Raw genomic sequence first — 18,604 nt, forward strand, 5'->3', positions numbered from 1 at the left:
GGAGCAGCCCGGTAGCTCGTCAGGCTCATAACCTGAAGGTCACAGGTTCAAATCCTGTCCCCGCATCCAAATACAAGGCGCTGACCCAAACGGGCCAGCGCCTTTGCCGTCCGCCGAGGTCAGCCCGCGAACGCGGCGCACACGGTGTCAGGCATCGGCACCGCGCGCAGCACGCCGTCCACCTCGCGCCCCCAAATCCTGACCTGTTCGCCCTCCGCGGCCAGCCTGCCGTCCGGCAGCACGAAGCGGTGGACGATGCGGAAGCTGCGGCCACTGAAGACCGGCGGCGCGACCTCCTGCCCCAGCACCTGGCCGTAGCGCGCCGGTGCGCGAAAGCCGCACCGCACATCGACCAGCGGCGCGCCGCGGAACAGCGCATCCTCCCGCTGCAAGGCGGCGAAGTCGATGCCCCGCGCCAGCGCCATCTCGGTGAAGCCCTCATCCATCCAGCGGATGAAGTTGGGGTGGAAGGCGATTCGCGCCGGGTCGCAGTCGCCCCAGTGCACGCGGATCCTTCGGGTGAAGAGGTTCAATCGACCTCCACCAGCACCGCCATCCCCTGGCCGCCGCCGGCGCAGGCGCCGGCGATGCCACGCTTCAGCCCGCGCCGCCTCAGCTCCAGCATCACGGACAGGACGCAGCGCACGCCGGTCGCTGCCAGGGGGTGCCCGAAGGCGATCGCCCCGCCATTCACGTTGAACCTTTCGCGTGGCACGCAAAGCGCCCGCCGCACCGCCTCTGCCTGCGCGCCGAAGGCCTCGTTGATCTCGAACAGGTCGATATCCCCGGCGCCCAGCCCAAGCTTGCGCAGCAGCGCGACTGTCGCCGGCACCGGGCCGATCCCCATCACCTCGGCCGGCACGCCTGCCGCGGCCGCTGCCACCACCCGCCCCAGAGCCGCGCTGCCGCCGAGCCCGGCCGCAGCTGCCCGCGTGGTGAGCACCACCGCCGCCGCGCCATCGACGATCGCACTGCTGTTGCCGCCGGTCTGCACCCCGCCGAAGACCGGCTTCAGCTTCGCCAGCGCCTCCAGCGGCGTCGGCCGGACATGCGTGTCGGCGGCAACCTCCGCAACCTTCCGCGGCAGCGACAGCTTTCGAGGTTTCAGCCCCTTGCCCTCGAACACCGCCTCGACCACCGGCGCGATCTCCTCGGCCAAGCGCCCGGCCGCCTGGGCCTCCAGCGCGCGGGCAAAGCTCGCCACCGCATAGGCATCCGTGTCCTCGCGGCTGACGCCGTGCAGCCGGGCCAGGTTCTCCGCAGTGCCGCCCATCGCGGTGGCGCAGCCGGTGTCGTAGAGCGCCTCCCAAAGGAAGTCCTTGAACTCCACCTGGCCCAGCCCGAAGCCGCCGCGCGAGGTATAGGATGCGACCGGCGCCCGGCTCATGCTCTCGGTCCCGACGCAGAGCGCCGCCTCGACCTGTCCCGCGCTCGTCGCCCGTGCGCCCTGAGCGATCGCCTCGAACCCCGTGGTGCAGAGCCGCTGCACCCCATGCGCCGGCTTGTCGTCTGCCATCCCCGCGTACAGGCCGATATGCCGGGCGAAGAACAGGCTGTCGAAGCTCGCCTGGGTGCAGTTGCCGGCGACCGTCACGCCGATCCGCGCCGGGTCGATCCCGGCCCGCGCGATCGCTGCCCGCGCCGCATGGATGCCGAGGTCGGTCGGCGACACCAGCGCCAGCGGCCCGTTCAGGTCGACGAAGGGTGTCCGCGCCCCGGCCACCAGCGTGGCGTCGGCGAAACTCTCGACCAGTGCGGCATCGGCGTAGCGGGTCCAGTCCGGCGTGGCCGCCTCGAGCGCGACGTTCATGGCGTTATCACCTCCCGATCCTCGTTGTCGTACAGCCGGGCAAGCGCGTCGGCCCGCCGGGCCTGGATTGCCCGCGCGTTCAGCGAGCCCTTGTCCGTCACCTCTCCCGCATCCAGCGAGGGCGGCTCCGCCAGCAGCATGGCACGCGCGACCCGGCGGGAGGAACCGCCTCCCGCTGCCGCGTTCACCGCCCGGATCGCCTGGCGCACCGCCGCCCGGTACGCTGCATCAAGCGCCGCGGGATCGGCCGGGAAGACCAGCAGCCCGACCTCGTCGCGGTCCGCCCCCACCACAACCACGTCCCGCACCAGCCCGCCGAGCGCCGCCAGGGCCCGCAGCCGCAGCTCCGCCGCATTGATCCGCGTGCCGGAGGAAAGCTTGAAGTCCTCCGCCAGCCGGCCGTCGAAGCGCAGCCCCTGATCGGGATCGGCCTCCGCCACCCAGGTCACGGCATCGCCGGTGCGGAAGAAGCCCTCGGCGTCGAAGGCCGCCGCGGTCGTCTCCGGGTCGTCGAGGTAGCCGAGGAAGACATTCGGCCCGCGCACCCGGATCTCGGTCTTCCCCTCGGCCGGAAGCAGCTTGAGCTCGACCCCCGGCAGCGGCGTGCCGATGCCGCCCGGCGCGGCATCCTCGCGGTGCGCGTTGGTCGCCGCCGGGGAGGTTTCGGTCAGGCCCCAGCCGGAGACCACCGGCACCAGTCGCGGGGCGTGCCGCGCGGCCAGCGCCTGCAGCCGGCGGAATTGCGGCTCGGGCAGCGATGCCCCGGCCGTGAAGACCAGGCGCAGCCGGCTGAAGAAGCCGGCGGCCAGCGCCCGATTCGTCTCCAGCGCCGGCAGCAGCAGGGCCAGACCGCGCGGCACGTCGAAGCGCAGCGTTGGCGCCACCTCCGCCAGGTTGGCCAGAGTCCGGTCGAAGGCACCCGGCATCGGCCGGCCCTCGTCGATCCACAGCGTGCCGCCGCCGCGCAGCACCAGGTTGAGGTTCTGGCTGCCGCCGAAGACATGGCTCCAGGGTAGCCAATCCAGTAGCACCGGCGGCTCGCGGCCGAGGAAGGGCCAGGCCTGCGCCAGCTGCTGCTGGTTCGCCGCCAGCATCCGGTGGGTCGCCGGCACGCCCTTCGGCACGCCGGTCGAGCCCGAGGTGAAGAGGATTTTGGCCAACCCGTCGGGATCGACGGCCGCGATCGCCGCATGCGTCGCCGCCGTCACCGGCGTCGCCAGCAGCGCATCCCAGTCGGCGGCCGAGACCACCTCGATCCCCGCCGCCTCCTCCACAGCCAGGGCGCGGGCGAAGGGCGCGGCCTCCTCGGCGAAGAGCAGTCCGGGGCGGAGCCTGCGCAGGACATGCCGCAGCTTGCCGAGATCACCGCTCTGCAGCGAATAGGGGGTGGAGACCGCGGCGCAGGGCACCCCCACCGCCTGCGCCGCGAAGGCCAGCAGCGCATGCCGCACCGAATTGCCCGACAGCACCGCCAGCGGCCGCCCGGGCCCGAGGCCGCGCGCCAGCAGCGCCGCACCCAGCGCCCGGACCTGCGCCGCGGCGTCGCCGAATCCCGGGCCGCGCCAGGCGCCGTCCGGCCCGCGTTCCCGCAGGAAGGGCCGCTCCGGCGCCGCCCTCTCCCAATGCCAGAGCCAGTCGGCGATGCGCGGCGCATGGGCGGCGAGCGGCTCGCGCGAGCGCAGCAGCCAGCCGCCGCCCGGCAGAGCGACGCGCTCCATCCGCGGCGGCGCGAAGAGTGGCGCCTGCATCTGCCCTGTCATTGGCACGTTTTCCCCCGCCGGCGCCCGCCCGGGGCGCCGCGGCGACGAAACATGCGGCAGGCGGAGTCCGCAAGGCCCAGCCACGCCGCATGATCCGGTGCCGCGACCAGGAGACCAGGCATGCGCGAATTCCCGCCCAATCGCCCGGGCGAGATCCTGCTGGCGGAAGGCCGGCTCGAGACGGGCTGGTGGGGAAAGGGGCCCGAAGCGGCGCCGACCGTCGTCCTGCTGCACGAAGGGCTCGGCAGCCTCGGCCTTTGGCGGGATTTCCCGGCGCGGCTGGCCGCGGCCACCGGCTGGGGCGTGCTCGCATATTCGCGCTTCGGCTATGGCGGCTCCGACCCCGTCGCCCTGCCGCGGCCGCTCGACTACCTGCGGCGCGAGGCGACCGCGGTGCTGCCGCGCGTGCTCGACGCGGCCGGGCTGCGCCGGGGCATCCTGTTCGGGCATTCCGACGGCGCCTCCATCGCCGCCATCCATGCCGGCGCCTGCCCCGATCCGCGGCTGCAGGGGCTGGTCCTGGTGGCGCCGCACGTCTTCACCGAGCCAATGGGACTGGCCGGCGTCGCCGCGACGCGCGATCGCTACGCGGCCGGCGACCTGCGCGCCCGGCTGGCGCGGCATCACCGGGACGTGGATGTTGCCTTCCACGGCTGGGCCGGCGCTTGGCTCGATCCCCGCTTCCCCGCCGCCTTCGACCTGCTCCCCGAGGTCCGGCGCATCCGCCTGCCGGTACTGGCAATCCAGGGCGAGGCGGACGAATACGGCACGCCCGAGCAACTGCACGCCATCGCGCGGGAGACCGCCGGCCCGGTCGAGCGGCTGCTGCTGCCCGGCATCGGGCACGCTCCGCAGGCGGAGGCGCCGGAGGCGGTGCTGGCGGCGCTGCGGACTTTCCTGGCGCGGCTCGGGGCAGGGGGGAGTGACGCGGCCGCGGACCCCGTCTAGCCTTCCCGCCAACAGGGAAGCCGCCGGTCACCCGCCCCATCAGGAGAGCGTCGTGACCCAATCCACTCCGCACTTGTCCCGCCGTGCCGTGCTGGCCACGGCGGCGGCGGCGATCGCCGCGCCGCGCCTGTCCCTTGCCCAGGGCGCCAAGGTGATGCGGTTCATCCCGCAGATCGACCTGTCCACGATCGATCCGCATGGCAGCCTGGCCTATGTCACGCGCGGCCATAGCCAGATGGTATTCGACACGCTCTATGGCCTGGACAGCGACTTCAAGCCGCAGCCGCAGATGGTGGAGGGCCATGTCGTCGAGAACGACGGCAGGCTCTGGACCCTGACGCTGCGCCCCGGCCTGCTGTGGCACGACGGGGAGACGGTGACGGCGCGCGACTGCGTCGCCTCCATCCGCCGCTGGTCGAAGCGCGACGCACTGGGCGGCGCGCTGATGGCGGCGACCGAGGAACTCTCCGCCCCCGACGACCGCCGCATCGTCTTCCGCCTGAAGAAGCCCTTCCCGCTGCTGCCGGAGGCGCTGGGCAAGGTGAGCTCGCCGATGCCGGCGATGATGCCGGAGCGGCTGGCGAATACCGATCCCTTCAAGCAGATGACCGAGATGGTCGGCAGCGGCCCCTTCCGCTTCCTGGCCAATGAGCGCATCCCCGGCTCGCGCAACGTCTATGTCAGGTTCGACAGGTACGTCCCGCGCGCCGACGGCAAGGCGGACTGGCTGGCCGGGCCGAAGGTCGTCAACTTCGACCGGGTCGAATGGACCACCATCCCCGATGCCGCGACCAAGGTCGCCGCCGTCCTGCAGGGCGAGCAGGACTGGTGGGAGAACCCGACGCACGACCTGATCCCGCTGCTGAGGAAGGATCGCAAGGTCAAGCTGGATGTCATCAACCCGACCGGTGCCGTCAACATGATGCGCCTGAACCACCTGCAGGCCCCGTTCGACAAGCCGGAGGGACGGCAGGCGCTGCTCCATGCCTTCAGCCAGACCGATTTCATGCAGGCGATCGTCGGCGACGACGCGGCGATGTACCACGTGCCGCACGGCATCTTCTGCCCGAACACGCCGATGGCGAGCGAGGCGGGGCTCGAGCCGCTGATGGGCCCGCGGAACTATGACAAGGCGAGGCAGCTGCTGAAGCAGTCCGGCTATGCCGGGCAGAAGGTCGCCATGCTGGTCGCCACCGACTACGCGCAGTTCAAGGCGATCGGCGAGGTCGCCGCCGATGCCATGGCGAAGATCGGCATCAACGTCGACTTCGTGGCGACCGACTGGGGCACCATGCTGCAGCGGCGCAGCAACAAGGGGCCGATCGACCAGGGCGGCTGGTCCTGCTTCAACACGGGCTGGGAGGGTGCCGACCACATGGACCCGTCCAACCACTATGCCGCCCGCGGCAACGGCAATGACCCCTCGGCCTGGCCGGGCTGGTGCGTCGACCAGCCGCTCGAGGACCTTCGCAACGCCTGGTTCGACGCGCCGGACCTGGCGGCGCAGCAGAAGATCTGCCGCGACCTGCAGGTGCGGGCGATGCAGGTGGTGCCAAGCGTGCCGGTCGGCCAGTTCATCCAGCCGACCGCCTACCGTACCAACGTGTCGGGCGTCTCGAAGGGCTTCCCGGTCTTCTGGGGCGTGAAGAAGGCCTAGGCCGGCTGCCGGACTCCCAGAAGTAAATGAGGGTTCCGGGGAGAATACCTTCTCCCCGGCCTTCCTCTACACCGCGGTCTGCGCCTTCCCTCGCGCAATCGCCGCGGCAAGCCCGGCCTCGCGGGTGCGGCGGAATTCTTCCGTCACATGCGCCAGCTGGTGCGTGTCGAAATGCGCGTTGATGGCGTCGCGGAAGCCCTGCATGTCGGCGGCGCGGTTCAGCGAGCGCTTGGTCAGCTTGATGGCAAAGGGCGGGGCCGAGGCGATGTCCTCGGCCAGCTTCTGCGTCGCTGCTTCCAACTCCGGGCGCTTCACCACGCGGTTGACCATGCCGAGGCGCAGCGCTTCCTCCGCCCCCATGCGGCGGCCGGTGAAGAGGAATTCCTTCGCCGCGCGCAGTCCCATGACGAAGGGGTGCATCAGCACCTCGACCGCCGAGGCGGCGAGGGTCTTGCAGACCGGGTCGGCGAAGAAGGCGTCCTCGGACGCCACGATCATGTCGCACATGTTCGCCACCATGAACCCGCCGGCGATGCAGGCGCCCTGGACGCAGGCGATGGTCGGCTTCGGGCAGTCCCAGATGCGCAAGGAGTATTCGAGGTAGCGGCGCTCCTCATAGGCGTAGCGCTGTTCCACCGAGAAGCCCTGGCGCTTCTCCTGACCCTCCTTCAGGTCGTGCCCGGCGGAGAAATGGTCGCCGCGGCCACCGATGACGATGACGCGGACCTCGTCGTCGGCCGCCGCCTCGCGCAACGCCGCGTCGAGCTCGTCGAGCAGCACGCTGCTCTCGGCGTTGCGCATCTCCGGCCGGTCGTGGAACAGCCAGGCGACGGCGCCGCGCCGCTCCACCGCGATCTCCGTGTAGGCCATATGTTTATCCTCCCGCATCCTGGACGCGGGGAAGCCTGCTGCGCGGCCCCGGGCGCCGTCAACCGGGCTACTTCGTGCCGAACATCCGGTCGCCAGCATCGCCGAGGCCGGGGACGATGTAGCCATGCGCATCCAGGTGGCTGTCGATCGCAGCGGTCCAGATCGGCACCTCGGGGTGGGAGCCATGGACATGCGCGATGCCCTCGGGCGCCGCCAGCAGGCAGACCAGGCGCAGGTCGCGGCAGCCGCGTTCCTTCAGCCGGTCGATCGCGGCGACCGCGCTGTTGCCGGTGGCCAGCATCGGGTCCAGCACGATCACCAGCCGTTCCGCCACATCGGGCGGCGCCTTGAAGTAGTACTCGACGGCCTGCAGGGTCTTCGGGTCGCGGTACAGGCCGATATGCGCGATGCGGGCACTCGGCACCAGTTCCAGCATGCCGTCGACGAAGCCGACGCCGGCCCGGAGGATCGGCGCGAAGACCAGCTTCTTGCCCGCCAGCTTCGGCGCCTGCATCCGGGTCAGCGGGGTCTCGATCTCGACGTCTTCCAGCTTCAGGTCGCGGGTGACCTCGTAGGCCAGCAGCATGCCGATCTCGTTCAGCAGCTGGCGGAAGCCCTTGGTGGTGCGCTCGGCCTCCCGCATCAGGGTCAGCTTGTGCTGCACCAGCGGGTGGTCGACGACGTGAACTTCCCTCATCGCGGGTCCTTCCGGGGCCAGGCCAGGTCCTGCTGTAGCATTGCCGGCGCTGGAAGGAAGCCGCCGCGTCAGGCGCGCGCCAGCACCCGGTCGATGAAGGCCTCCGCCGCGCCGAGATAGCCGGCGGGGTCGGTCAGCCGCGCCACCTCGCCGGCGGAAAGCTTGTCGGCCACCTGGGCGTCGCGCAGCAGCGCCTCGGCCAACGGAACGCCCTCGGCCAGCGCCACGTCGCAGGCGTGGTGGACGACATGGTGCGCCTCGCCGCGGCCCATCACCGGGGCGAGGCCCATCATCACGGCTTCCGCGACGATCAGCCCGCCGGTGGACTCCAGGTTCCGCCGCATCCGCGCCGCGTCCACCGTCAGCCCCTCGGCCAGGACGCGGGCGCAGGCCAGCGCGCCATGCGCCAGGGTGAAGGCCTGGCCCACCGCCAGGGCCTCGGCCTGCCAGGGGCCGGTGCCGCGTTCCTGGTCCTGCGCCATGGCGGCCAGCATCTGCGGCACCAGCGCGTGCACCCCGCGCGCCTGGGCGATGATGTATTCGCAGGAGATCGGGTTGCGCTTCTGCGGCATGGTCGAGGATCCGCCGCGCCCCTCTTGGTGCGGCTCGGCGACCTCGGCCACTTCCGTCTGCATCAGCAGGATGACGTCGGTGGCGAGCTTCGACAGCGCGCCGGTGACCAGGCCGAGGAAGGCGACGGCCTCGACGATCCCGTCCCGCGCCACGTGCCAGGGGATGTCGGGCTGGGCGAGGCCGAGCTCCTTCGCCAGCTCCGCCTGCACCGCCAGCCCCTGGTCGCCGAGCGAGGCGAGGGTCCCGGCGGCGCCGCCGAACTGCACCCGCTCGACCCGCGGGCGGAGCTGCGCCAGGCGCTCGCGCATGGTGACGAGCGGCGAGAGCCAGACCGCCGCCTTGTAGCCGAAGGTCACGGGCAGGGCGTGCTGCAGGTGGGTGCGCCCGGCCATGACGGTGGAGCGGTGCGCGCGGGCCATGCGGGCGAGGCCGGCGATCACCGCCTCCAGCTCCGCGCCGACCAGCGCCAGGCCGTCCCGGACCTGCAGCACCACGGCGCTGTCCATGATGTCCTGCGTCGTGGCGCCCCAATGGGTCCAGCGGCCGGCCTCGGCGCCCGCCAGGGCGCTGAGTTGCTTCACCAGCCCGACCACGGGGTAGCCGGTGTTGCGCGTCGCCGCCGCCAGCGCCGGCAGGTCCAGCCGGTCCACGTCGGCGGCGGCCGCGGTGATCGCCCGCGCCGCGTCCTCCGGCACGATGCCGAGCCTTGCCTGGGCGCGGGCGAGGGCCGCCTCGACCTCGAGCATGCGGGCGAGGAAGGCGCGCTCCCCCATCGCAGCGCGCATGGCGTCGGTGCCGTAGAGGGCGCCGAGGACGGGGCTGTCGGCGGGGTTGACGCTCATTGGGCTTGCATCTCTTTCAGGGTCTCCTTGGCGATCCTCAGCGCGGTATTGGCGCTGGGCACGCCGGCATAGGCCGCGACCTGCAGCAGCACCTCGGCGATCTCCTCCGGCGTCACGCCGGTATTGGCCGTGGCGCGGGCATGCAGGCGGAATTCGTCGTGGTGGTGGAGCGCCGAGAGGATGCCGAGGCAGAGCAGGCTGCGGTCGCGCACCGAAAGCCCCGGCCGGGTCCAGACCCGGCCCCAGACGCCTTCCAGGATGAAGTCGCGGAAGGGCGCGTCCATCGCGGTCAGCGCGGCCTCGGAGCGCGCCACGTGCGCCTCCCCCAGCACCCGCTTGCGCATCGCCATCCCGGCCTCCGCGGCGGCGGCGGGCAGGGCGGTGACGCGGTCCATGTGGTGCAGGACGGCGCGGGTCACCGCGTGGTCCTGCTCGAAATTCGGGATATGCGCGGCCTCGGGGATCAGCACGAGCGCGCTGCCGGGGATGGCGTCGCGGATAGCCTCGGCGGCCGAAAGCGGCGTCGACTGGTCGCGGTCGCCGACGAGGATGGTGGTGGGGCACGCGACCTTCCCGGCGATGCCGGCGGCACTGGTGTCGCGCAGCGCCGCAGCGCAGCCGAGCCAGCCCGCCGGGTCGGTGCCGAGCAGCATCCGCTTCAGCCCCTTCGAGGAGGCGAGCGAATGGTCCAGCACCCAGCGGCCCATGGTTGCATCCGCCACAGCGGCGATGCCGCCCTTGGCGACCAGGTCCATGCGGTCCTGCCAGTTGGCGGCGCCGCCGAATTCCAGCGCGGTGTCGCAGGGCATCAGCGAGATGACGCGGCCGGGCGCGCGGGCCGCCATCTGCAGCGCGATATGCCCGCCGATGGAGACGCCACCGACATGCGCCTCGGCGATGCCGAGGCTGTCGAGCAGCCCGAGCGCATCCTGCGCCAGCATCGCCATGGTGTAGGGGCCCGGCGTCGCCTCGGTCAGCCCGTGGCCGCGCATGTCCATGCGGATCACGCGGTAATGCGTCGCCAGCGCCGCGGCCTGCGGGTCCCACATGTGCAGGCTGGTGCCGAGCGAGTGCAGCAGCAGCACCGCCGGCGCCTGCGGCGGGCCCTCGACCGTGGCGTGGATGGCGATGTCGCCAATTTGGCAGAACATGGCTTAGGCCCCCTTGGTGGGACAGGAAGCAAGGCTGGGGAGGGAAACAGGCATTCCCTCCCCAAGCCCCTCCCTTCCTTTTTGTGGGTCGGGTGCCGTCACGCGTCGGCTGCCAGACTCACAGGAATGGATGAGGGGGCTGGGGGAGAATACCTTCTCCCCCAGCCTTCCTTCCCTCAGACGCGCTCGACGACCATGGCGATGCCCTGGCCGACGCCGATGCACATCGTGGTCAGGGCATAGCGCGCCTGGCGGTTCTGCAACTCCTGCACCGCCGTCATCACCAGCCGCGCGCCGGACATGCCGAGCGGGTGGCCGAGGGCGATGGCGCCGCCGTTCGGGTTCACGTGGTCCGCATCGTCCGCCAGGCCGAGGTCGCGCGTCACCGCCAGCGCCTGCGCCGCGAAGGCCTCGTTCAACTCGATGACGTCGATCTCGGAGAGCCTGAGCCCGGCCTTCTCCAGCACCCGCCGCGTCGCCGGGGCCGGGCCGAAGCCCATGATCCGCGGCGCGACGCCGGCGGTCGCCGCCGCGACGACGCGGGCGCGCGGCGTCAGGCCATACTTCTTCACCGCCGCCTCGGAGGCGACGATCAGCGCCGCGGCGCCGTCGTTGACGCCGGATGCATTGCCGGCGGTGACGCTGCCGCCCTCCTTGCGGAAGGGCGTCGGCAGCTTCGCCAGCGCCTCGAGCGTGGTGTCGGGGCGGGGATGCTCGTCATGCTCGACGCGGGCGGGATCGCCCTTGCGGCGGGGGATCTCGACGGCGACGATCTCCTGCGCGAAGCGGCCGCTGGCCTGCGCCTTGCCCGCGCGCTGCTGGCTGCGCCAAGCGAAGGCGTCCTGGTCGGCGCGGCTGACCTGGAAGTCCTGCGCGACGTTCTCGGCCGTCTCCGGCATCGAATCGACGCCGTGCGCCGCCTTCATCTTCGGGTTGACGAAGCGCCAGCCGATGGTGGTGTCGTAGATCTCGGGCGCGCGGCCGAAGGCCTCGGCCTGCTTGCCCTGAACATAGGGGGCGCGGGTCATGCTCTCGACCCCGCCGGCCAGCATCAGGTCGCACTCGCCCGCTTTGATGGCGCGCGCGGCGATGCCGACGGCGTCCATGCCCGAGCCGCAGAGGCGGTTGACGGTGCTGCCGGGGATATTGGCGGGCAGGCCGGCCAGCAGCAGGGCCATGCGAGCGACGTTGCGGTTGTCCTCCCCGGCCTGGTTGGCGCAGCCGTAGATCACGTCCTCCACCGCTTCCCAGTCGACGCCGGGATTGCGCGCCATCAGCGTGCGCAGCGGAATGGCGCCGAGGTCGTCGGCGCGGACCGGGGCGAGGCCGCCGGCATAGCGGCCGATCGGGGTGCGGACGGCGTCGCAGACATAGGCGTCGGCCATGGCGGCTCTTCTCCCTTTGGGTGGGGCGAGACTTGCCCCCGGCGCCGGTCCTGGTCAACGCCCCGCCCCGCGGCCACGCGGCGAGGGATGCCGTTGCCGCGAGGCGCGCGCGGCGGGCCGGCGGAGTGCCCATGTACGGCCTGCCTTGGGACGGCACAGCCTTCAGACTTGCAACTTGAAAGTCATCGCCATGGCGATTGAAAGGCCCAGGCGGCCGGCCGGATCCGCCACCACCGCCTGCGAGGGCTGCGGGACCGGGCATGGCCTCGGCTTCAAGCTCGCCACGGCTTTCCAGCCCATCATCGATGCCGATCGCGGCGGCGCCACCCTGGCGCATGAGGCGCTGGTGCGCGGGCCGGACGGGCAGGGCGCCGCCTGGGTGCTCGACCAGGTGCCGCCCGCCGCGGTCTATGCCCTCGACAAGGCCTGTCGAATCGCCGCAATCGAGGAGGCGAGCCGGCTCGGCCTGCCCGCCACCGGCGCGAAGCTGTCGCTGAACATCCTGCCGAACGCCATCCTCGATCCGGTTACCTGCATGAGGTCGACGCTGGCCGCGGCGAAGCGGCTCGGCTTCCCGACCGGGCTGCTGATCTTCGAGGTGAGCGAGCGGGAGAAGGTGACCGACCCGCGCCACCTGCAATCCATCATCCAGACCTACCGGGCGATGGGCTTCACCCTGGCGATCGACGATTTCGGCGCGGGCAATGCCGGGCTGGCGCTGCTGGCCGACCTGCGGGTGGACTTGGTGAAGCTCGACATGGGGCTGGTGCGCGGCTGCGACACCGACCGCCGGCGGCGGGTGATCCTTGCCAGCACGGTGCAGGCCTGCCGGGAACTCGGCATCGCGGTGATCGCGGAGGGCATCGAGACGAGGGACGAGTACGTCGCGCTGCGCGGGATCGGCATCGGCCTGTTCCAGGGCTACCTCTTCGCCCGCCCGGGCTTCCGGACGTTGCCGGCGGCGACCCTGCCCGCCAGCCTCAGCTCAGCAGCCGGACCAGCCAGAGGCTGAGCGCGGGGAAGGCGACGCAGAGCCCGAGCCGCACCAGGTCGGTCGCCAGGAAGGGCAGCACGCCGCGATAGGTCCGGGCGATCGGCACGTCGCGCGCGAGCGAGGAGACCACGAAGACGTTCAGCCCGATCGGCGGCGCGGTCAGGCCGATGCCAACCACCACCAGCACCAGGATGCCGAACCAGATCGCCGTCTCCTCGGTGGTCAGGCCGAAGTCGAGCGCGGTGACGACGGGGAAGAAGATCGGCAGGGTCAGCAGGATCATCGCCAGCTCGTCCATGACGGCGCCGAGGACGATGTAGGCGAGCAGCAGCACCGCCAGCACGCCGAAGGGCGGCCAGCCCTGCTCGCCGATCCACATCGCCAGCAGCTCGGGCGCCGAGGTCAGGGCGAGGAAGGCGTTGAACACCTCCGCACCCAGCAGGATGACGAAGATCATCGCCGTGGTCTCGGCCGTCGCCTGCAGCGCCTCCAGCACCTGGCGCGGGCTGAGGGTGCCGCGCAGGCCGCCGACGGCGAGGGTCGCGACGCAGCCGATGGCGGCGCTTTCGGTGGGCGTGAAGACGCCGCCATAGATGCCGCCGACCACCACCACGGCGATCAGCAGCACGGGGACGACGTTGCGCATGGCCTGGCGCTTCGCCGCCCCGGTGACGCGGGCCGCCGCCGGCATCAGCGCCGGCCGCAGCCGCGCCAGCAGGGCGATCGCCAGGATGTAGAAAAGCGTCGCCAGCACGCCGGGGACCAGCGCCGCCATGAAGAGCTTGGCGATGTTCTGCTCGGTGCTGATGGCATAGACCACCAGAATGACGCTCGGCGGGATCAGGATGCCGAGCGTGCCGCCGACCGCGATGGTGCCGGTCGACAGGCCCGCGTCGTAGCCGTAGCGGCGGAGTTCCGGCAGCGCCGCGCGGCCGAAGGTCGCGGTGGTCGCCACGCTGCTGCCGCAGACCGCGCCGAAGCAGGCGCAGGCGCCGATCACGCTCATCGCCATGCCGCCAGCCTTGTGGCCGATCAGCGCATTGGCGGCGGTGAAGAGGTCGCGCGCCAGCCCGCCGCGCTCGGCGATCGCGCCCATCAGGATGAAGAGCGGGATGACCGAGAGGGTGTAGTTGGCAAAGAGGTGCCAGGGCGTGGTCTTCAGGTAGTTCAGCAGCGTCGCCAGGTCGACGATGGACAGGTAGCCGCCGGCGCCGACCAGCAGCATGGCCAGCCCGACCGGGCAGCGCAGCGCGATCAGCCCGAGCAGCGCGGCGAAGCCGAGTGCCGCCTGGAGGAATTCCGGCGCCATCAGCCGCGCCCCCGCATGAAGCGCAGCACCCAGTAGAGCGCCGCCAGCGCCGTTGCCGCGAAGGCCAGCGCGCCGAGCCCGATTGCCCACCAGGTCGGCAGGCCGAGCACCATGGTGGTGGTGCCGCTCCGCAGCGTCTCCCGCGCCCCGACGAACAGCCGCTCGGCCAGCACCGCCGCGACCGCCGCCCAGACCAGCATCCAGAAACCGTCGACGACCTCGTTCACCCGGCGCGGCAGCCAGCCGGAGAAGCTGTCGACCAGGATGTTGCTGCGCATGACCGTGCCGTAGGCGAGGAAGCCCATGACCGAGAGCCCGGCGCCGAGCGAGACCAGCTCGAAGTCGCCGGGCACGGGCTGGCGGGTGATCCAGCGCTGCACCACGCTGTAGGTCGTGAGCAGCGCGGTCGCCAGCAGCGTCGCGCCGCCGGCCAGCGCCAGGACCGAGGCCAGCCACGGGACGGGGCCGCGCGGCGGCGCCGGGTCATCCGACACTCAGGCGATGCCGGCGCCGTGCTTCGCCACCAGCGCGCGGGCCTGGGCCAGCAGCGCCGCGCCGTCGAAGCCCTTTTCCTTCGACCCGGCCACCCAGTTGTCGACCACCGCATTGGTCTTCTCGACCCAGCGGGCCTTCTCGGCCTCCGAGATGACGGTGACGGTGTTGCCGCGCTTCTTCGCCTCGGCCTCGACGATCGGGCCGCGCTCGTCCCAGGGGACGGCGGCCATGCGGGCGGCGACGGCGCCGCTGTTGGCGTCCAGCACGGCGCGCAACTCGGGCGGCAGGCCTTCGTACTTCGCCTTGTTCATCGCCAGGATGAAGGTGGCGATGTAGAGCGTTGGGCTGCCGGGGATCTCCGTGTGGAACTTCGCCATCTCCTGCAGGCGGATGCTCGGCACCACCTCCCAGGGCACCACCGCGCCGTCGATGACGCCCTGGGTCATGGCTTCCGGGATCTGCGGCACCGGCATGCCGACCGGCGCGGCGCCGAGCGCCCGCAGCGCCTCCCCGTTCAGCCGGGAGGGGAAGCGGAGCTTCATGCCGGCCAGGTCCTCCATGGTGGTGACCTGCTTCCGGCTGTGGATCAGCCCCTCGCCATGCCCCCAGACACAGAGCGGGTGCACCTCGCGGAACTCGTCCTGCAGCACCGCATCGGCGTATTCCTGGATTGCCAGGCAGTTCACGATCGCCCGCTTGTGCGAGACGAAGGGCAGCTCGAAGACCTCGACCTTCGGGAAGCGGCCGGGGGTGTTGCCGGGCAGGGTCCAGATGATGTCGGCGACGCCGTCGCGCGCCTGGTCGAAGAGCTGCGGCGGCGCGCCGCCGAGCTGCATCGCCGGGAAGATCTGGATCTTCAGCCTGCCCTGGCTGTCCGCCGCGACCTTGTTCGCCCAGGGGACCAGGAAGAAGCGGTGGACGTTGGAAACAGCGGGCAGGAAGTGATGCAGACGCAGGGTCATTTCCGGTGCCTGCCCCTGGGCCCTGGCGACACGGAGCGCGGGCAGGGCGAGGGCCACGCCCAGGGACGTGCCCAGGCCGAGGGCGGTACGACGATGCATCTTTGGCGTTTCCTGGACCTCGGCGGCCATGTGCGGCCGCCTCGTTGCGCGATATGGCCGATCGGCCGGGCGGGTTCAACCGCCGTGCAGGGCGTCCACCAGGGCCCTCGCCTTGGCCGCCACCGTCGCGGCGGCATCGCCCGGCTTGTAGAGCGAGGAGCCGATCCCGAAGCCCTGCGCCCCGGCGGCGCGCCAGGGCCCGATGGTCTCGGCCGACATGCCGCCGACCGGCAGCACCGCAGTGCCCTTCGGCAGCACCGCCAGCAGCGCCCGCAGCACCGCGGGGGAGGCCGCCTCGGCCGGGAAGAGCTTCAGCGCATCGGCGCCGGCGGCGAGCAGCGCGAAGGCCTCGGCCGGGGTGAAGAAGCCGGGCGCGGCGAGCAGGCCGCGGGTCTTCGCCACGCGGACCAGGCCAGGGTCGGCATGCGGCGTCACCATCAGCCGCCCGCCCGCCGCGGCGATCTCGCTGACCTGAAGCGCGGTCATGACCGTGCCGGCACCAACCAGGGCGCGGTCGCCGAAATGCCGCGCCAGGCGGCGGATGCTCTCGACCGGCTCGGGCGAGTTCAGCGGCACCTCGAGCACCACGATGCCGGCCTCGACCAGCGCCTCGCCGACCGGGATGGCCTCTTCCGGCGTCAGGCCGCGCAGGATCGCGACCAGCGGGCAGCGGGCGAGCCAGTCGGTCAGGGTATTCATGCCGGGGACCATGCAACCGTCTCCGCGATCCGGGCCAGGCCGCGCGCGACGATGTCGTCGGCGTGCCGGGTGAAGCTCAGGCCCTGTGCCGTGAAGGCCAGCGCATAGGCCCGGGCCAGGGTTTCGCTGCCGGCCAGGTGGATCGGCCCGGTGGGGACGCCTTCGGCGAGGACCGCCTGCAGCTCGTGGCCGATCAGCAGGCCGGAGAGGTAGCTGTCTGTGCCGCTCGCCGGCAGCTCGCCCATCAGCCCGAGCGCGCGGGTGCCGAAGAGGTGGTGCAGCAGCCCGCCGGCCTCCCCGGCGCGGGCGACCCCGCGCAGGAAGGCCGCCTCGTCGCCGGGACCCGGCTCGGCCAGCCGGCCGAGGATGCTGTGCTGCAGCAGCACGGCGCGGGTCTCGCCGGTCATCTGGGTGGCGAAGCCGGCGATCCGGCCGGCCTCGAGCCGGGCCCATTTGCTGTGGGTGCCGGGCAGGCAGACCAGCGCCGCGGCCTGGCCGAGCTCGGCCAGCAGCCCGACCAGCTTGGTCTCCTCGCCCCGCATCACGTCGGGCACCCCGCCGGCGTCGCGCGCGGTGAGGCCGGGGACCAGGACGCAATCGACGCCGGCGAAGTCCAGCCGAACCACGGCGGCGGCGATTGCCGCCGGGCCGGCGGGGCAGGGCAGGTAGGGCGCCTCGACCCAGCCCTGCCGGCTGCCGACCATGCCGCAGAGCAGGATGCGGGTCTCGCCCGCCGCCAGCCAGGGGCCGATGGCCTCCTGCAGGGCGGCGGGGAAGCCGCCCGGCGGGATGGTCAGGATGCCGGCGGCGCGGTCGATGCCGTCGAGGACCTCGCCCCGGTCGTCCAGCCGGTAGGCGCGGAAGGCGGTGGTGCCCCAATCGATGCCGATCATGCGGCGGAGGTTAGCCCGGCCGGTGGCGCCGCGCACCCGCCCTCTCGTCGCCGGGCGGCCGGCCTGCCGGGCCCCGCGCGCGGATCGCGGCTGGCGAAGCAGGCAACCGTCCGCGCAACCACCCACCTGGACAGCCCGCGTCCAAAGCCCGACACTCGTGGTCAAATCGGGGGATCAGCCTCACGCCATGAAACACCTGCTGCTCGCCGGCGCCGCCGCGCTCGCCCTTGCCGCGCCGGCCCTGCTGGTCCCCGGTGCCGCCCGCGCCCAGCTGCTGCTCTCGGCCAACGACAACAAGATGATGCTGGAGAACGGGGCGGTGCGGACCCTGCGAGACCCGCAGCCCGACACCCTCTCGGTCTTCGACCTTTCGGCCAGCCCGCCGGCGCTGAAGGCGGAGATCGCCATTCCCGCCAGCGTGGTCGGCCCGCCCAGCTCCGTCGCCGTCACCCCGGACGAGAGGCTGGCGCTGGTCACCGCCAACCAGCGGCCCAACCCGGCCGAGCCGGGCAAGCTGCTGCCCGGCAACAGCCTGTCGGTCGTCGATCTCACCGCCACCCCGCCGCGGCTGCTCGCCACCTTGCCGACCGGCGCCGCGCCGGCCGGGATCTCGATCAACCGCGCCGGCACCCTGGCGCTGGTCGCCAACCGGGCGGAGGGGACGGTCAGCGTCTTCCGCATCGCCCACGGCCAGGTGACGCCGGCCGGCAAGGTCGATATCGGCACCGTCGCCTCCGAGGTCAGCCACGTGGAGTTCACCCCGGACGGCCGCTTCGCCCTGGTGACCCGCAACGGCGACCACATGCTGAACCTGCTGCGGGTGGAGGGCGACAAGGTCACCAAGCTGGACCGGGAGATCACCACCGGCGTCCGCCCCTACGGGCTGACGGTCGCGCCCGACGGGCGCTGGGCGGTGGTGGCCAATATCGGCCGCGGCACCGGCGACGCGGATACCGTCAGCCTGGTCGACCTGACCAAGGAGCCCTTCCGCATCGTCGACACCATCAGCGTCGGCCAGACGCCGGAGGGCATCATCGCCAGCCCGGACGGGCGGCACCTGGCCGTCACGGTGATGAACGGCTCCAACAAGCCGGCGAACTCGCCCTTCTTCGGGCCGGGCCTGGTGAAGCTGCTGAAGGTGGAGGGGATGCGCCTTTCGGTGGTGTCGGAGGCGAGGGTCGGCACCTGGGCGCAGGGCGCCGCCTTCGCGCCGGACGGGCGGACGCTCTTCGTCGGCAACATGACGGACCGGGACATCTCGGTCCTCAAGGTCGCCGAGGACGGCAAGCTTTCGGAGGGCGGGCCGCGGCTCAAGGTCTCGGGCGGCTCGGCGGCGCTGCGGTTGGCACAGCGGCCGGCGCGGTAGCCGGTCCGGCGGCGGGCCGGGCGCCGGCCGGGTTCAGCCGCCGCGCGCCGCCTGCGGCCGGGCCGGGGCGAGGCTCGCCATGGCGGGACCCACC

At 72.3% G+C, this 18,604-nt stretch carries 17 protein-coding genes; 4 read left to right on the top strand and 13 right to left on the bottom strand.

Annotation, left to right across the window (positions count from 1 at the left end; all coding sequences use genetic code 11):
* Positions 1 to 119: 119 nt before the first annotated feature.
* Genes E2C06_RS30430 through E2C06_RS30440 form a run of 3 tightly spaced genes read right to left on the bottom strand, consistent with a single transcriptional unit; the run spans position 120 to position 3,570 of the window.
* Positions 120 to 533: an acyl-CoA thioesterase gene (locus E2C06_RS30430; RefSeq protein WP_133292338.1), complete on the bottom strand. Its 414-nt coding sequence runs from the start codon at positions 531 to 533 to the stop codon at positions 120 to 122.
* Positions 530 to 1,810 carry a thiolase family protein gene (locus E2C06_RS30435; RefSeq protein ID WP_133292339.1) on the bottom strand — a complete coding sequence of 427 codons (1,281 nt, stop codon included), beginning with the start codon at positions 1,808 to 1,810 and terminating at the stop codon, positions 530 to 532. The genes E2C06_RS30430 and E2C06_RS30435 overlap by 4 nt, the downstream gene beginning before the upstream one ends.
* Positions 1,807 to 3,570, bottom strand: coding sequence for an AMP-binding protein (locus E2C06_RS30440; RefSeq protein ID WP_133292340.1), 1,764 nt, complete (start codon positions 3,568 to 3,570; stop codon positions 1,807 to 1,809). Before E2C06_RS30440 ends, E2C06_RS30435 begins: the two co-directional genes overlap by 4 nt.
* Before the next feature lie 120 nt (positions 3,571 to 3,690).
* On the opposite strand from E2C06_RS30440, the gene E2C06_RS39850 reads away from it, so the two are divergent.
* The gene (locus E2C06_RS39850; RefSeq protein ID WP_133292341.1) at positions 3,691 to 4,518 is read left to right on the top strand and encodes an alpha/beta fold hydrolase; all 828 of its coding nucleotides are present in this window, start codon (positions 3,691 to 3,693) and stop codon (positions 4,516 to 4,518) included.
* Positions 4,519 to 4,591: 73 nt separating this feature from the next.
* Positions 4,592 to 6,175, top strand: coding sequence for an ABC transporter substrate-binding protein (locus E2C06_RS30450; RefSeq protein ID WP_369126550.1), 1,584 nt, complete (start codon positions 4,592 to 4,594; stop codon positions 6,173 to 6,175).
* Between the two features lie 66 nt (positions 6,176 to 6,241).
* On the opposite strand, the gene E2C06_RS30455 is transcribed toward E2C06_RS30450, so the two are convergent.
* From E2C06_RS30455 to pcaF, 5 genes are all read right to left on the bottom strand, one after another.
* On the bottom strand, positions 6,242 to 7,045 hold the full coding sequence (locus E2C06_RS30455) for an enoyl-CoA hydratase (protein ID WP_133292342.1): 804 nt from the start codon (positions 7,043 to 7,045) through the stop codon (positions 6,242 to 6,244).
* A gap of 67 nt (positions 7,046 to 7,112) precedes the next feature.
* Positions 7,113 to 7,742: a uracil phosphoribosyltransferase gene (upp, locus tag E2C06_RS30460; protein WP_133292343.1), complete on the bottom strand. Its 630-nt coding sequence runs from the start codon at positions 7,740 to 7,742 to the stop codon at positions 7,113 to 7,115.
* 68 nt (positions 7,743 to 7,810) lie between these two features.
* On the bottom strand, positions 7,811 to 9,157 hold the full coding sequence (gene pcaB / locus E2C06_RS30465) for a 3-carboxy-cis,cis-muconate cycloisomerase (protein WP_133292344.1): 1,347 nt from the start codon (positions 9,155 to 9,157) through the stop codon (positions 7,811 to 7,813).
* The gene (gene pcaDC, locus E2C06_RS30470; RefSeq protein WP_133292345.1) at positions 9,154 to 10,308 is read right to left on the bottom strand and encodes a bifunctional 3-oxoadipate enol-lactonase/4-carboxymuconolactone decarboxylase PcaDC; all 1,155 of its coding nucleotides are present in this window, start codon (positions 10,306 to 10,308) and stop codon (positions 9,154 to 9,156) included. Before pcaDC ends, pcaB begins: the two co-directional genes overlap by 4 nt.
* A gap of 176 nt (positions 10,309 to 10,484) precedes the next feature.
* Positions 10,485 to 11,693: a 3-oxoadipyl-CoA thiolase gene (pcaF, locus tag E2C06_RS30475; RefSeq protein WP_133292346.1), complete on the bottom strand. Its 1,209-nt coding sequence runs from the start codon at positions 11,691 to 11,693 to the stop codon at positions 10,485 to 10,487.
* A gap of 190 nt (positions 11,694 to 11,883) precedes the next feature.
* Between pcaF and E2C06_RS30480 the strand changes: the two genes are divergently transcribed.
* Positions 11,884 to 12,705 (top strand): EAL domain-containing protein, encoded by an 822-nt coding sequence (locus E2C06_RS30480; RefSeq protein ID WP_133292347.1) that lies wholly within the window; start codon positions 11,884 to 11,886, stop codon positions 12,703 to 12,705.
* On the opposite strand, the gene E2C06_RS30485 is transcribed toward E2C06_RS30480, so the two are convergent.
* The 5 genes from E2C06_RS30485 to E2C06_RS30505 all read right to left on the bottom strand — a co-directional run bounded on the left by E2C06_RS30485 (position 12,674) and on the right by E2C06_RS30505 (position 17,180).
* Entirely contained in the window at positions 12,674 to 13,996 is a 1,323-nt protein-coding gene (locus tag E2C06_RS30485) for a TRAP transporter large permease (RefSeq protein WP_133292348.1), read from the bottom strand. The genes E2C06_RS30480 and E2C06_RS30485 overlap by 32 nt on opposite strands.
* Entirely contained in the window at positions 13,996 to 14,490 is a 495-nt protein-coding gene (locus E2C06_RS30490; RefSeq protein ID WP_133292349.1) for a TRAP transporter small permease subunit, read from the bottom strand. The genes E2C06_RS30485 and E2C06_RS30490 overlap by 1 nt, the downstream gene beginning before the upstream one ends.
* On the bottom strand, positions 14,491 to 15,552 hold the full coding sequence (locus E2C06_RS30495; protein ID WP_133292350.1) for a TRAP transporter substrate-binding protein: 1,062 nt from the start codon (positions 15,550 to 15,552) through the stop codon (positions 14,491 to 14,493).
* A 75-nt stretch (positions 15,553 to 15,627) separates the two neighbouring features.
* Positions 15,628 to 16,251: a 2-dehydro-3-deoxy-6-phosphogalactonate aldolase gene (locus E2C06_RS30500; RefSeq protein WP_133292353.1), complete on the bottom strand. Its 624-nt coding sequence runs from the start codon at positions 16,249 to 16,251 to the stop codon at positions 15,628 to 15,630.
* Positions 16,248 to 17,180 (bottom strand): 2-dehydro-3-deoxygalactonokinase, encoded by a 933-nt coding sequence (locus E2C06_RS30505; RefSeq protein ID WP_206664762.1) that lies wholly within the window; start codon positions 17,178 to 17,180, stop codon positions 16,248 to 16,250. The genes E2C06_RS30500 and E2C06_RS30505 overlap by 4 nt, the downstream gene beginning before the upstream one ends.
* A 151-nt stretch (positions 17,181 to 17,331) precedes the next feature.
* Here E2C06_RS30505 and E2C06_RS30510 point away from each other — a divergent pair, with 151 nt between their 5' ends.
* Entirely contained in the window at positions 17,332 to 18,510 is a 1,179-nt protein-coding gene (locus E2C06_RS30510; protein ID WP_133292351.1) for a lactonase family protein, read from the top strand.
* Positions 18,511 to 18,604 lie beyond the last annotated feature (94 nt).

It is taken from the genome of Dankookia rubra (assembly GCF_004355005.1).
GTDB classification, from domain to species: Bacteria; Pseudomonadota; Alphaproteobacteria; order Acetobacterales; family Acetobacteraceae; genus Paracraurococcus; species Paracraurococcus ruber_A.